We start from the raw sequence: 14,854 nt of genomic DNA, 5'->3' as shown, positions 1-14,854 counted from the left end.
GTAGTGAGTTATTTATCTATTGAATTTTGTTTACTTTTTATCGCTTTTTTTGCCTTGTATTGGGGTTGTCGCTTATCACCCAAAACACAAAATATTCTGCTTTTAGTTGTAAGTTACCTGATTGTTGGTAGTTACAGCTGGCGATTTTCACTTATCCTTTTTATTTATACCTGTGTGATCTATTTTTTTTCTGTGATGATCGCAGCATCAGAACGTCATGCAAAGCGATGGTTAATTTTAGGGTTATGTGTATCTGTAATTAATCTAGCATTATTTAAATATTTTGATTTTTTCCGTTACGAGTTACAAGATCTGTTTAATTTATTAGATTTGCCGATTTTGCTTCCCGCTATCACGGTATTAATCCCTATTGGGATCTCATTTTACACCTTTCATTCAATAAGTTATTTAGTTTCAGTAAAAAAGCAGGAGTTGCCTGTTGCTAATTTTTGGGATTTTGCCTTATTTTTGTCCTTTTTTCCAAGTATTATTGCTGGCCCTATTAACCGAGCTAAAGACTTTCTACCTCAAATTAATGTTAATCAACCTCGTGAAATTTTAGAGCCATTTCGCGCTTTTACGCTACTTATCTTAGCTGTGATAAAAGTTTACTGTTTAGGTGGTTTAGTTAATGAGCATTGGGTTACACCTATATTTGCTAACCCACTAGAATTTAGTGTGGTTGATTTATTAGTTGGCCTTTATGCGTATGCAATACAAATTTATTTAAACTTTTCTGGATATACCGATTTAGTTACTGGCATTGCTTTATTATTAGGTTTTTGCTTACCAATCAACTTTAATCTTCCTTATTTGTCATTAAATTTGAGAGAGTTTTGGGTACGTTGGCATATTAGTTTATCACGTTGGATTCGTGACTATATTTATATTCCTTTAGGCGGAAGCCGTCGAGGATTTATACGCACTCAAATTAATGTCATGTTAGCCATGTTATTATCGGGATTGTGGCATGGTGCTGGCATTAATTTTATTATTTGGGGGGCATGTCATGGTATTGGTATTGTGGTACTTAATATTGGCGACCGTTATCTGGGGCAAGGTTGGATAACCGCGCGTTCGCCACTGATGGCACGGTTATTAACATGGCACTATATTTGTTTTACATGGCTGTTTTTTAATAGTGAAAGTTTATCTGATGCTGTAGATTATTTGACAGCATTAACGCATAACTTATTGATAGAACCGCATCATGCTGGGGCGTTTTTGGTTATTTGTGTCATCTACCTTGCCTACCCAATGTGTAAAAATTTGACTGAGTGGTTTATTTTACAGTTGACTAAAATACCGAATTACTATTTACCTTTAGTTTTTATTTTGATTTTATGGCTGACGATTTATATTGCACCATCAGGAATGCCAAACTTTATTTACGCTAATTTTTAATGATGCTTAATTATGAAAATATATAAAAAATCGTTTTCAAAAAATAATAAAAAATCCAAACCGAATTTGAAACGGCAACGTAATAAATCACAACATAAAAATACGCTTAAAAAAGATTGTAAAAAAAATAAGAAAACAAATTCACCTCTTGTTATTACTAGCAATCTTTTGCCTACTCGTTATGTATTTTTGATAATGTTTGTTACCGCTATTGCGTTAATAGCCATTTACTACAAATCAATATTGATTTATTGCGAGCAAGTGTATCATACCGATTTGTTGAATAGTAATACGCTTGCAAACCAAGAAAGTTTGATACAAGAACTTGAAACAAGCAAAGATGACGAACAAGATTTTCAAAAATATATATCAATAAAAATACTTCCTCCGTTTTCTCAGTTGCTTGATGTTGCGGTGAAAGATACTGAAAATAAAACAATTGATGCTTTAAAAAATACAAAACTTGAAAGCGGACAAAGAGTCAATACTGACAATGTGTCCGAAACAGACCTAGCACAGCAAGATGAAAATCAAAAAGCACAAAAAGATACGGTACCAGTTGAGCCACAACCCATTATATTAACAAGCAATGATAAGGTGTTTTTTGCTGGTGATTCTTTAATGCAAGGTGTTGCACCATATGTTAAAAAAATGCTATTCAAGCAGTATAAAATAGAAAGCCTTGATTTGAGCAAACAGAGCACAGGGCTTGCTTATCCGAGTGCTTTTGATTGGCCAAAAACCATTAGTGATAATCTAATTGCAGATCCTTCAATTAAATTGCTTGTTGTTTTTCTTGGCGCAAATGATCCTTGGGATTTTCCAGTTAAAGGCTATGTCAAATATGCTAAATTCCAATCCGACTTGTGGGAAGAACACTACCGTTTGCGTATTGAATCTATTTTAAATAGTGCCATAGAGCATGATGTTCAAATACTTTGGCTAGCAGCGCCTTGTATGCGCAAACCAAAATTAAATAATGCGATGGTTTATCTAAATAATTTATATCAGTCCGAATTAGAAAAAGTCCAACAACATTTCTTAATGACAAATGATTTATTGGGATGTACGTATCAAAAATTTAGTAATTTCGTAGAAAGCAATAAAGCAAAAGTTAAGGTAAGGGTTGATGATGGTGTTCACTTTACGCCAACAGGCCAAAAAATTCTAGCAAAGGCCATTATGGAAAAAATAATTTATAAAGAATTAGAGGATACCCATAGTGATTAAATTTTTAAAATATATTATAGCCATCATTGCAATAACGATTACTGGATGTAGTGTAGCTGAAAGTAAAACATCTACTGTTGTTGATTTTGGGGATCCTAACGCTAAACAATTTGCAGTGCATTTGAACTCATTAGCGGATCATAAAAAAACTAACCGAGTAATCAATATTACTCAATTTGGCGATTCACATGTGGCAGCCGACTTTTTTACTGGTGAATTTAGAACATTAATGCAAAAAAAGTATGGCAACGCAGGTATTGGTTGGATAACGCCTATAGCGATAAAAGGGCAAAGCCATGCAGCGGTTACATGGCGAGCTAGAGATTGGGATATGTTAAGTAGCCGAACTTTAAGTAATCTTGATTTTCCCATGGGTGGTTTTATTGCTAAACCCATTAAAGACTCTGCTACTGTCCAAATTACAGCAAGAGGATCTTGCAATAAAAATTGGCAAGTTAAATTGACCTTTAAAACACTAAAAAACAACTCAAACCTACTATCGCTTTATGATGCTAATAACAATAAAATTAACTTCAGCTATACACCAACCCCAAAGGTTTGGCAAACTGCATCGGTTTTATCTAAAATGCCTTTAGTTATCAAAGGTCAAAAAGAGATGGAACTGGGTGGTATTTGGTTAACTTGCAATCAACAATCTGGTGTTGTTGTTTCACCCATTGCGACTAATGGCGCTAAACAAACCATTTGGCAAAAGTGGGGAAAAAACTGGTTTAAAGAACTTGCTGTATCGCAAAGTGATTTAGTGATTCTAGCGTATGGTACCAATGAAAGTTTTGATGAAACATTAGACAGTAATCAATATCGAAAAAATTTAGTGAATAATATCAGAATGATTCGCGAAACATTGCCTAATGCTGCTATTTTAATAATGACACCCCCAGACACTATGGCAAATGAAAAAAATATGCCTAAATCTTTTGCAAAGATAATGACTATTCAAAAGCAAGTTGCTAAATCTGAAAAAACGTTATTTTGGGATTGGCAAGTGGCAATGGGTGGTCAGTTTTCTATTAAACAGTGGCGAAAACGTGGGCTTGCGCGTGCAGATTTAGTTCACCAAACATTAAAAGGATATAAAGAAAGTGCTCGTATCTTTTATGCTGATTTGAATGAATTTGTTAGAAAAAATAGCTAAAAATTTTGATTAAAAGGAATAAATAAGTTATGCCATCACCTATTATTATTGCTGTTGATTTTGCAGATGTAAAATCAGCGTGGAATTTTATTGATCGTGTTGAACCAAAAGATTGTCGTCTTAAAATAGGTAAAGAGCTTTTTACACATGCAGGTCCCGAATTTATTAAGCAAATTATGCAAAAAGGTTTTGACGTTTTTTTAGATCTTAAATTTCATGATATCCCAAATACGGTTGCTAAAGCCGTAACTGCTGCGGCTGATTTAGGTATATGGATGACCAATGTACATGCGAGTGGTGGGGCGCGCATGATGACAGCAGCTAAAGATGCTCTTTATTCATATGGTAAAGATGCGCCAATATTAATCGCTGTGACAGTATTAACCAGCATGGAATCGACTGATTTACAAGAAATAGGTATTAATGCATCGCCTTTAGAGCAAGCAACTAAATTAGCTATGCTAGCTAAAAATTGTGGACTTGATGGGGTAGTTTGTTCAGCAAAAGAAGTACAAAGTTTTAGAACGCGTTTAGGTAGTGACTTTAAATTAGTGACACCAGGTATTAGACCAGCGGGTAGTAACCCTGATGACCAACGCCGTATTATGACACCTCAACGTGCTCAAGCTGCTGGCTCTGATTACTTAGTCATTGGACGGCCAATTACTCAAGCCGAAGATCCAGCTAAAGCGTTAAAAACAATTTTGGCCACACTTGATACAAGTAAGAGTTAATTAAATTATGTCTGACAACCCGATTATTTATTCAACCGATCAAGGTCGAATTAAACCGACAAAGCCAGCTATTTCACGCCCAAAGGGAGATAGCATTATTCGAATTCAGCGACAAACTTCAGGCCGTAAAGGTAAAGGTGTTTGTGTAATTACTGGATTTGAGATAGACGATGCACAATTATTACAGTTAGCTGCTGAATTAAAAAAGCGCTGTGGTTGTGGTGGTTCAGTTAAAGATAGTGCTATTGAAATTCAAGGTGATAAACGAGATTTACTAAAATCATTGTTAGAAGAAAAAGGATTCAAAGTAAAATTAGCTGGAGGCTAATTTCATGCTATAAAAATAGCGTCCACAACTAAAAAGGACGCTACTTATAAAAACATAGATATTAATTTGATCGATAAGTACGCATTTTTTTACTTATTTCACGGCGTTCTTTAGATATTTCGGCATTTTTAATAATATAATCATCAACACGATCATCATAATCGCTTTTCATATTCGCAATAATTGCTTGAAGCTCTTCGTAAGTCATATCAGGTTTAATATATTCACTTAAGTTTTCAAGTAAGAGTACACGTTTTTGGTTATCACGAATTTTCTTTTCATTGTCTGATATTTCACGCTTTAATTTATTTAAACGACGTGATAGACGAATGTATTCTAATACATCTTGAAATGACGATGCGCTTGCTTTTTCCTTGTCCATCTATAACCCCTTATCTGAAAAATGGAAAATAAACTTCTACTAATTATATACTAATATTTTTTTTTGGTCATATTTATTATATTTATTAAGCAATAAATGATATTTTTTACATTAACTATAAATGCCTACTTGCACATCAATTGCATTTAATTTGGCTTTGATGGCATATTTTGCTTCACATTTTTCTTTAAAGGTTATATCTTCTAGCAAAATTTATTTACAAAATAAGATAAAAACAAAAACAACTATTAAGAATTAGTATAAAGTATTGTACAATACTCCGAAATTTGTAAAGAGTGCCAGAATGAGAGAATCATAATGAGCTGGATTGAAAAAATTCTTAGTAAAAATAATATATCGTCAGATCATAAAAAGGCGAATATTCCTGGTGGGGTTTGGACAAAATGCAGTAACTGTGAGCAAGTTATTTATCAGGCTGAACTGGATCTTAATTTAGAAGTCTGTCCAAAATGCGATCACCACATGCATATTCCCGCCCGTGTGCGCTTATACCGTTTTTTAGACGATGGTTCAGATGTCGAAATTGGCACAGATCTTATGCCTAAAGATATCTTAAAATTCAAAGATACTAAAAAATATAAGGATCGCTTAACTGCTGCACAAAAAGAAACTCACGAAAAAGAAGCGATGGTGGTAATGAAGGGGACATTGTTTGGTACACCTGTCGTTGTCGCTTGTTTTGAGTTTTCTTTCATTGGTGGATCGATGTCCTCTGTTGTTGGTGCATTATTTACTCGTGCAGCAGAACAAGCTATTGCCGATAAATGCCCGTTAATTTGTTTTTCAACAAGCGGTGGAGCTCGAATGCAAGAGGCATTATTTTCATTAATGCAAATGGCAAAAACCAGTGCTATTCTTGCCAAAATGCAAGATGAAGGCTTACCTTATATTTCAGTCATGACCGACCCCACAATGGGAGGGGTATCGGCAAGTTTGGCAATGTTAGGCGATATTAATATAGCTGAACCTAAAGCGTTAATTGGTTTTGCTGGGCCACGAGTGATCCAACAAACTGTTCGTGAAGTATTGCCTGAAGGATTTCAACGGAGTGAGTTTTTACTTGAAAAAGGCGCCATTGATATGATTATTCATCGTAAAGATATGCGACCTAAGATTGCCAGTTTAATAACAAAGCTGATGAAACTGCCAGATCCTTTTAATGATGTTACTCTAAACGAGACAGTTTAATTGAGTATGCAAAACAAACAACCCAATGCCATGTCCGATTTAAGTACATGGCTTTGTTATTTAGAGCAATTACATCCTACAACTATTGATTTGGGTTTAGAACGAGTCAAAACGGTAGCTCAACGCCTAAATTTATTGCAACCTGCACCTTATGTTTTTACCGTTGCAGGCACTAATGGCAAAGGCACAACATGCCGAACTCTTGAAATGATATTGCTTGAGGCTAACTTACAAGTTGGTGTTTATAGCTCACCTCATTTATTACGGTTTACAGAACGTGTACGTATTAATAATCAAGAGTCAAGTGAACAAAACACCATAAAAGCCTTTGTAGAAATAGAAAAGGCCAGAGACGATATATCGCTTACTTATTTTGAATATGCAACACTGGCTGCGCTTTATCAATTTAAACAAGCAAAATTAGATGTTGTTATCTTAGAAGTTGGGCTTGGTGGGAGGCTTGATGCAACTAATATTGTTGATGCTGATGTAGCCGTAGTTACCACAATTGGCATTGATCATGTTGATTATTTAGGGGAAAATCGTGAAAGCATCGGACGTGAAAAAGCAGGTATTTTCAAGCCGAAAAGTATTGCTATTGTAGGCGAGCCAGAAATACCTGAATCTATCTTAAATGCAGCTAAATTAGCCTGTTGTCCTATCCATGCGGTCAATGGCGATTGGCACTATCAACAAGTTAGCAAAGATGCTTGGGCATTTAAATCACCAATAAAGCAATATGACAATCTACCTATTGCCGATGTCCCTTTAGCTAATGCCGCAACCGCAATTGCTGCTTTAAGTTACTCACCACTTAAAATAACCAAAGACCAAATAACTAAAGGTTTGGCAAAATCTAAATTGATTGGGCGCTTTCAAATTATTCAGAAAAAGCCTCTTGTGATCCTTGATGTCGCGCATAATCCACATGCCGCAAGCTATTTAACACAACAATTGGAAAAACTAAAAATGGAATATCCAAGTATTAGTGAAGTTAGATTTGTTGTTGGCATGCTTAAAGATAAAGATATTAAAAGTACGTTGTCCATTTTAAAAGGCGATAAATGGTATTGCGCTTCACTTTATGGTGAGCGAGGTTGTAGCGCAGCAGTATTAAAACAGCACTTATTAAGTAAAGGTGAGCTTAATATATCAACATTTGATACGGTTTCTACTGCTTATCAAACAGCAATACAAGATGCTAAAGAGGATGATATTATTGTGGTATGTGGCTCATTTCATACGGTATCAGAGGTTTTAGCTGAAACAGAGCATTAAGTGAAATTGAACATGGTGAACAATCAAAAAATTAGCCCCAAAAACCAAAATAGAGTAAGGAATCGCCTTGTAGGTTTTGCTACATTATTGCTTATTATCGCAGCAATTATCCCTTCCATTATAACGGATAAATCCAACTTACGAACTTCGACAACACCTATTTTGCAACCAGAAGTGATTACTCAGCAAAATCGTGAAGTAGAATCCTCAGATGATTTCGATGGTAATTTAACCAATGATATGTCAAAGGATCCTTATATCTCTGACTCAGAGCAAAATCCAAGTTCATTTGTTTCGCCAGATATTGTTGATAATGATATCGATACTTCAACAACGATAGCTAATTCTTCAGCTTCGCAACAAGAACTTAAACCTTATATGATCCAGCTTACCGCTTTGAAAAATAGGCAAAAAATAGAAGAATTAGTTGCATTATTAAGGTTAAATAATTATAACGTTAGAACAATACCTCAAAAGCCTGAACCGAATCAATTAATAAAATTACAGGTTGGTCCATATGCTAATAAAAAGCAAGCAGAACAAGTCATTATTAACTTAAATAACCTAACAAAATTAAAAGGTATGATCGTTGCTAATTAATTGCTGTTTTATTGGTTGCTATCGTTTTTTTATGTTGTAAATAGTAATTAAAATAAAATATTATTAATATAAAATTGTGAATTATTATGTTGAATTGGATTGATTTTACGATTATCGGAGTGATTGCATTCTCGGCATTGATTAGCATTGTGCGAGGATTTATACGAGAAGCATTATCATTAATTAGTTGGATCTTAGCTTTTTTTATTTCCAGCCGATTTTATATCTATATTACCGATTATTTAACTTATTTTGATAGCGATATAATACGTATTGCTGTGGCTATTGTTCTCCTTTTTATTACTACACTATTGGTTTGTGCGATAGTGTCTTATGTTATTGGTCAATTAGTTCAAAAAACGGGATTATCTGGCACTGATCGCATATTAGGTATCTGTTTTGGTGTGCTACGAGGAGTTTTGGTTGTTGCAGCAATACTCTTTTTAGTTGATACCTTTACGCCGTTATCGCAATCACCTTACTGGGTGCAATCACAGTTAATTCCACATTTTCATTTTATTATTCGTTGGTTTTTTGATTTTATACAGCAGTCTTCTTCTTTTTTAGTACAATAAATAGAGGTAACTATAGCATGTGTGGTGTTGTTGGTATTGTAGGGTATAGTACAGTTAATCAATCGATCTACGATGCATTGACTGTTTTGCAGCATCGAGGGCAAGATGCCGCAGGGATTGTGACTATTGATAATCAAAATCGCTTTCGTTTACGCAAAGCAAATGGCTTAGTTAGAGATGTGTTTCAAGAACATCATATGCAACGGTTGCAAGGTAATTTGGGCATAGGGCATATTCGTTATCCAACAGCAGGTAGTTCCAGTCCATCCGAAGCGCAACCATTTTATGTTAATTCACCTTATGGTATTGCTCTTGCCCACAATGGAAATTTAACCAATACTGAACAAATACGCAATAAAGTATTTGAGCTAGCAAGAAGGCATATCAACACGAATTCTGATTCTGAAGTTTTACTCAATATTTTTGCTCATGAACTCGACAAATTCCCAACTTATCCACTAACCGCAGATAATATTTTTACCGCAATACATAATGTACATAATATTATTAAAGGCGCCTATGCTTGTGTTGCGATGATTATTGGTCATGGCCTTGTTGCTTTTCGTGATCCTTATGGGATTCGCCCTTTAGTGATAGGCAAACGTACTCTTGAAAATCAAAAAGTCGAATATATGGTTGCATCTGAAAGCGTCGCATTAGATATTCTTGATTTTGAATTTATGCGCGATGTCGAACCAGGCGAAGCTATCTATATTACTCAAGATGGCCAATTATATTCTCAACAATGTTCTAACAACCCTCAATATTACCCATGCATTTTCGAATATGTTTATTTTGCAAGACCAGATTCATTAATGAATGGCGTATCGGTTTATCAATCACGTATTTTGATGGGGCAAAAGCTTGGGCAAAAAATAGCGAGAGAGTGGAAGGATATTGATATTGATGTTGTCATCCCTATCCCCGAAACATCATGCGATGCGGCTTTTGAAATAGCACGTATTTTAAACAAACCTTATCGCCAAGGATTTGTTAAAAATCGCTATATTGGTCGCACTTTTATCATGCCAGGACAAAGCGCACGTAAATTATCAGTAAGAAGAAAACTCAATGCGAATAGTATTGAATTTGAAGGTAAAAATGTACTATTAGTTGACGATTCTGTTGTTCGTGGCACAACCTCAAAAGAAATCCTTGAAATGGTGCGTTCAGTTGGTGCCAAAAAAGTTTATTTAGCATCTGCTGCACCAGAAATTAGACATCCCAATGTTTATGGGATCGATATGCCTGTTGCCAGTGAACTTATTGCCTATAATCGAACGGTTGATGAAATAGCAAAAGATATTGGTGCTGATAAACTTATTTTTCAAGATTTATCTGATTTAATTGATTCAATTACACAGCAAAATCCCAATATTCATCATTTAGAGTGTTCTGTTTTTGATGGAAAATATATTACTGAAGGGATTGATGATAACTATTTGTCATTATTAGAACAAAAAAGAACTGAAAGTAAAAAATCTTCAGAATCTAAAGAGCCTGAAAACTTAGAGATTTATAATGAAGGACAATAAAACAACAATAGCTGTTGTAAAAGAGCAGAAATATTATATAAAGACCTAACCCCAAAATTTAAGTTTTTATTGAAATAGTATTTTTAGCTTATTATTTTTAACTCTTTTTATATTATGCTAGGTAAAATAGGGGTGTTATTTAATCATTATTTTTCATAAAGATATAATCAAATGTAATGAAATTAACAAAAAAACACAAATTAATGGATTGAATTATATTGATAAATTCTAAACTATTAAAAAAAGATCAAAAAAAAGTAATAAAATATTTTGATAAATGACTTTTTTGTAATAAAATTGCAAAACTTAAGAAAGCTTTGTAAAGAAATGTAAAGCACAAAAGAATAAACTGTACTCTAAAATATATTAATAAATAATAACATTGATATTTAATAAAGATAAATTGATATTGGCTATAAGTTTTATGTTATGACCATTGTCGGTGGAATATAAGGACTATTAAGATGAGAAAGAATCTTAATTTAACAATTATCTCTGCATTTGTAATTGCCACATTAGGTTGGCAATCTGCTTATGCTACTGATGCTCAGGTATCGCAAGGTCCTGTAGATAGCAATACGATAATTGAATTAAAAGATGGCTCAAAAGCTCGTGAAATGATTAATAATCAGCAACGTAGTCTTTATCAGATTGCGCTTTTAAGTAGTATCTCTATTTCAGAATTACGTGCAATGAACGCAGGGCGTTTTGATAAAAAAGATGTTGTTAATGTCGGTGAGCGTATTGTTTTGCCTGAAAACTCTCCTTTATTGCCAGCAATTAAAATAAAAGATGACAAAGATGACAAACATGTTAATTTGCCTCAGCTTGGTTCAGATGATAACTATGATGTAAAAAAAGACAAAGATGCACTTTCAACGCAAATTGCTTCAACTTTGCAAACTTTAGCTAGTCAGGATTGGAAACAGATAACTTCGCCAGACAACGGTGGTATATCAGGGCATTTAAAAAATAAAGGTAGAGATTACGCCGAAAGTTATGTACGCAATGGAGTTAAAAGCCAAGTAGTTGATCCAGTTCGTAACGCTGTGCAGGATTTTTTAGGGCGGTTTGGTACCGCTCAGTTGCAATTTGATCTGAGTGATAAAGGGCAATTTAATAACGTTAACCTAAAATTATTTAGTCCATTATATGATTCTGAAGATACGTTAATATTTAGTCAAATATCGTTTCAAGAATATGAACATAAGCGCCGCATAGGTAACTTTGGTATTGGTCAACGTTGGGATGTTGCTGATAAAACATGGTTACTTGGTTATAACGTATTTTTTGATCATGATTTCCAGCGTGATCACAACCGCTTAGGTATTGGTGCTGAAGCGTGGAGTGATTACATGAAATTTGCGGTTAACTATTATCACCCCTTATCTGATTGGAAAGATTCTAAGGATTTCGATGATTATTTAGAGCGTGCAGCAAGAGGTTTTGATATTCGCTTCCAAGGGTATTTACCACAATATCCACATTTAGGTGGATCATTGATGTATGAGCAATACTATGGTGACAAAGTAGCTTTATTTGGTAAAGATAATCTACAAAAAGATCCAAGAGCAGTTACTGTTGGCCTTGATTATACGCCAGTTCCTCTTTTCACGATTAAAGCTGAACATAAACGAGGTCAAGATAATAAAAAGGCAACTAAAGCAGAATTAACGATGAACTATCGTATAGGCACACCATTAAAAGATCAACTGGATCCAGATATGGTTCAATCAGCTCGTTCTTTAAAGGGTAGCCGTTATGATTTAGTTGACCGCAATAACTATATTGTTCTTGAATATAAAGAAAAGAAAATGTCTGTCGATCTAGGGCTTGAACAAACGCAGTTGATCGAAGGACAAACTTATCCATTAAGTATTAGTGTGCATAATGCTAAGAATCTATCTAGCTTATCGTGGACAGGCGATATGCTGGAAATAGATGCAGGTGGTGGCTTTTTGTGTGTAACAACAGGTGTATGTACTGCTTCTTCATGGCTTAACCCACCAGTTGACACGAATAACTGGCAAATTGTTGCACCAAGTTATGTTGATCAAAATGGTCAACGTCGTCCAGTGAGTACAAATGGTAAATATTCTTTATCGGTATTGGTTACCGATGGACGCGGTAAATCAGCAACATCTAACTCGATTAGCTTTGAAGTCTTACCTGACCCACAGATGCGAAAAATTGGTGTTTGGGCAATAGATAGAGGTGGAAATAAAACTAGTGTTGCCGTGAACCCAGCTGATGGTGTAAGTGCAATGACCGTGTTAGCTACGTTGGTTCAACCTAAAGTTCCGAATGGGGAAATTACTACAGAAAAAGATGTAGAGGGTTTTAGTGACGAGGAGTTAATGAATAGCATCCCAGATACTTTTGAATCGGTGCTAAAAGGTTGGACAGCAACAAGTAATGGTAAAAAAATAGCATTAATTAATGGCACATCTGGTGATATTAATGTCTGTCCAGAACAAGAGGCTTGTATTATTGTTAAGTCTTTTGAAAAAGTTAAAAAAGGGCAAAGAGTTTCATCTAAGGCCTCTACAGCAGCAGATATTGAAGTAATAGGTGATAGTTATGTTTTAGATGTTGCTTCAAACATTGAAGGCATTGTAGATTTTTCTATTGAGATTGATCGATTTGGTAGATCATTTAATAACGCATCTATAGATTTTTCTGGTGGTAAAGCTTCGTTCCTAGAAGTTTATCGAAGCGATGGTATGTTAGTTGCTAAGCAGGAAGGTCATTCACTTGTATTTGACCCACACGGTCCAAAAGAATGGATAGTCAATAGTGAATATTTTGTTAAAGCTTATGCTGCTGATGGTAAAACAATAATTAATAGACCTTTTGTTATCTGGTCTCTTGTTGGTTCAAATGAGAAAGCATGCCCAGGGCAAATGGCAACAGCTGAACTACCTGATGCATTATCGAATACTAATGGGCCTTGGTTTAACGTCGCTATGGGATTTGATGAGCACTATACTATAAGGAGTTTGAAAACTCAGAGTTATGCATCAACAGGCATGGGTAGGAGTATTGAAAAGGTTGATGGAGCACCAACCCATTTAGATTTAAAACCGATAAATGTATCTCGACTAGCTTGTGCTGGAGACCAAGGATTTAAATTACAAGTAGTTGTTAACTAGCCTAGCTAGTAGCACAAAAAGGATAATATAGATTTTAGGCTAGTGAATAGTTCCGCAAGCCTATAATAAGGAACACCAACCAAAGTGGTGTATTTATATAAATACAACATGTTAATTTAGAAATAAAAAATAGGAAGTTAAACATGAAAAATTTAACAATTAAAAAAATAGCGTTTGGTATTTTACTTGCCGGCTATGCGTCAAGTAGTGCATTTGCATTAGATGCTAAAACCACATCTTTAATTTCGGGGAATAAGCCCATATTAACTGCTCAAAAAGATGGCGCACAAGACCATACTTTGACTGTTCGTATTACCTCTGATGAGGAGGGAAAAAACCAAATCGGTAACCGAGCGGCTAAAACAGGTGACTATATCGTTATTAAATTTAATGTAAGTGATGCAGATGGTGACCTTGATACCGGTAAAATTAAAGATACACTTAAAGTTTATATAAAGAAATCTACGGGTGCATGGAGTGAGATCACAAATCTAGACTCACTCAAGGCAACTAATGATGGTGCAAAAGGTCAAATATCTTTTAAAATTGATAATTCATTCATAGGTGCAAATTATGTTGGTTTTAAACTTTTAGAAAGAACAGACTATGGTTTGCCTTATGCTAACCAATGGTTACAAGTAAACGATATTTGGGCTAAAGGTTCTGCCCCATCGGTTGTAGATCCAATAAAACCAGATGATCCTGAGAATACACCGCCAGAAGGTTTAGGACCAGATCCAGAGACAGAAAAACATGGTCCAGGTGATGTAACTGGTGATGATGGTTTTGGACCAATTGGATCAGAAAAACTTAGAGTTGGTATTTTCTTAGTGGAAGGTGGTGCGCCAAATAAAGCTAAAAACTATGCTAATACATCTAAACCTGACTTAACTTTAGTTCCTACATATGGCGATAAATTTGCGGCTATCGTGTGGGAAGATAATGATGGTAATGGTGTAGTCGATGCAAACGAACTTGAAGTAACCGATTCTTATCAGTTTGAATGGCGCTTAGATGGCGAGTATGAAGGAGTAAAAGCTGGAGGAAGTTCGGCGAATTCGTACACTTTGCCATTGACAAGAGGTGCCTCTTCATCTAAAGATCTTGGAAATAATGATCTATATACTTTAGGTGCACTAACTCCTGGCGCTAAACACAATAGTATCTACGCAACTAGATTTAAGGCGGGTGCTCAAGGTTTTAATCTTAGAGTTAACACAAAATAGTTTTAAATTCGCTTATATACAGCATAAAAAAACCACTCTTTTGAG

The 14,854-nt window shown here is 34.9% G+C and carries 13 protein-coding genes; 12 read left to right on the top strand and 1 reads right to left on the bottom strand.

Annotated features, from left to right (window positions below):
• The first annotated feature begins 3 nt into the window (after nucleotides 1–3).
• From A9G41_RS07645 to yciH, 5 genes are read left to right on the top strand one after another with little or no spacing between them, the layout of a single operon-like run.
• Nucleotides 4–1,404: an MBOAT family O-acyltransferase gene (locus tag A9G41_RS07645; protein ID WP_075539525.1), complete on the top strand. Its 1,401-nt coding sequence runs from the start codon at nucleotides 4–6 to the stop codon at nucleotides 1,402–1,404.
• 12 nt (nucleotides 1,405–1,416) lie between these two features.
• A complete protein-coding gene (locus A9G41_RS07640; protein WP_075539524.1) occupies nucleotides 1,417–2,634 on the top strand; it encodes an SGNH/GDSL hydrolase family protein in 1,218 nt (405 codons plus the stop codon).
• Nucleotides 2,627–3,790, top strand: coding sequence for a GDSL-type esterase/lipase family protein (locus tag A9G41_RS07635; RefSeq protein ID WP_065582529.1), 1,164 nt, complete (start codon nucleotides 2,627–2,629; stop codon nucleotides 3,788–3,790). Before A9G41_RS07640 ends, A9G41_RS07635 begins: the two co-directional genes overlap by 8 nt.
• Nucleotides 3,791–3,819: 29 nt before the next feature.
• A complete protein-coding gene (gene pyrF, locus A9G41_RS07630; RefSeq protein ID WP_065579681.1) occupies nucleotides 3,820–4,524 on the top strand; it encodes an orotidine-5'-phosphate decarboxylase in 705 nt (234 codons plus the stop codon).
• 7 nt (nucleotides 4,525–4,531) lie between these two features.
• The gene (yciH, locus tag A9G41_RS07625; protein WP_065582528.1) at nucleotides 4,532–4,852 is read left to right on the top strand and encodes a stress response translation initiation inhibitor YciH; all 321 of its coding nucleotides are present in this window, start codon (nucleotides 4,532–4,534) and stop codon (nucleotides 4,850–4,852) included.
• A 61-nt stretch (nucleotides 4,853–4,913) separates the two neighbouring features.
• Here the strand turns inward: yciH and tmaR are convergent, their stop codons facing one another.
• Nucleotides 4,914–5,234: a PTS system regulator TmaR gene (gene tmaR, locus A9G41_RS07620; protein WP_065566879.1), complete on the bottom strand. Its 321-nt coding sequence runs from the start codon at nucleotides 5,232–5,234 to the stop codon at nucleotides 4,914–4,916.
• Between the two features lie 318 nt (nucleotides 5,235–5,552).
• Between tmaR and accD the strand changes: the two genes are divergently transcribed.
• From accD to A9G41_RS07585, 7 genes are all read left to right on the top strand, one after another.
• A complete protein-coding gene (accD, locus tag A9G41_RS07615; RefSeq protein WP_065582527.1) occupies nucleotides 5,553–6,443 on the top strand; it encodes an acetyl-CoA carboxylase, carboxyltransferase subunit beta in 891 nt (296 codons plus the stop codon).
• 6 nt (nucleotides 6,444–6,449) lie between these two features.
• Nucleotides 6,450–7,721 carry a bifunctional tetrahydrofolate synthase/dihydrofolate synthase gene (folC, locus tag A9G41_RS07610; RefSeq protein WP_065582553.1) on the top strand — a complete coding sequence of 424 codons (1,272 nt, stop codon included), beginning with the start codon at nucleotides 6,450–6,452 and terminating at the stop codon, nucleotides 7,719–7,721.
• A gap of 12 nt (nucleotides 7,722–7,733) precedes the next feature.
• Nucleotides 7,734–8,321, top strand: coding sequence for an SPOR domain-containing protein (locus A9G41_RS07605; RefSeq protein ID WP_065582526.1), 588 nt, complete (start codon nucleotides 7,734–7,736; stop codon nucleotides 8,319–8,321).
• A gap of 89 nt (nucleotides 8,322–8,410) precedes the next feature.
• Nucleotides 8,411–8,896 (top strand): CvpA family protein, encoded by a 486-nt coding sequence (locus A9G41_RS07600; RefSeq protein ID WP_065566906.1) that lies wholly within the window; start codon nucleotides 8,411–8,413, stop codon nucleotides 8,894–8,896.
• Between the two features lie 17 nt (nucleotides 8,897–8,913).
• Nucleotides 8,914–10,431 (top strand): amidophosphoribosyltransferase, encoded by a 1,518-nt coding sequence (gene purF, locus A9G41_RS07595; protein WP_065582525.1) that lies wholly within the window; start codon nucleotides 8,914–8,916, stop codon nucleotides 10,429–10,431.
• A gap of 464 nt (nucleotides 10,432–10,895) precedes the next feature.
• On the top strand, nucleotides 10,896–13,583 hold the full coding sequence (locus tag A9G41_RS07590) for an inverse autotransporter beta domain-containing protein (RefSeq protein ID WP_075539523.1): 2,688 nt from the start codon (nucleotides 10,896–10,898) through the stop codon (nucleotides 13,581–13,583).
• Between the two features lie 143 nt (nucleotides 13,584–13,726).
• Nucleotides 13,727–14,809, top strand: coding sequence for a hypothetical protein (locus A9G41_RS07585; protein ID WP_075539522.1), 1,083 nt, complete (start codon nucleotides 13,727–13,729; stop codon nucleotides 14,807–14,809).
• Nucleotides 14,810–14,854: the final 45 nt, after the last annotated feature.

Source organism: Gilliamella sp. Nev5-1 (genome assembly GCF_001690895.1).
Taxonomy (GTDB): Bacteria; Pseudomonadota; Gammaproteobacteria; order Enterobacterales; family Orbaceae; genus Gilliamella; species Gilliamella apicola_C.
The sequence above is the reverse complement of the archived record's forward strand: the minus strand, read 5'-3'. Positions and strand labels throughout refer to the sequence as shown.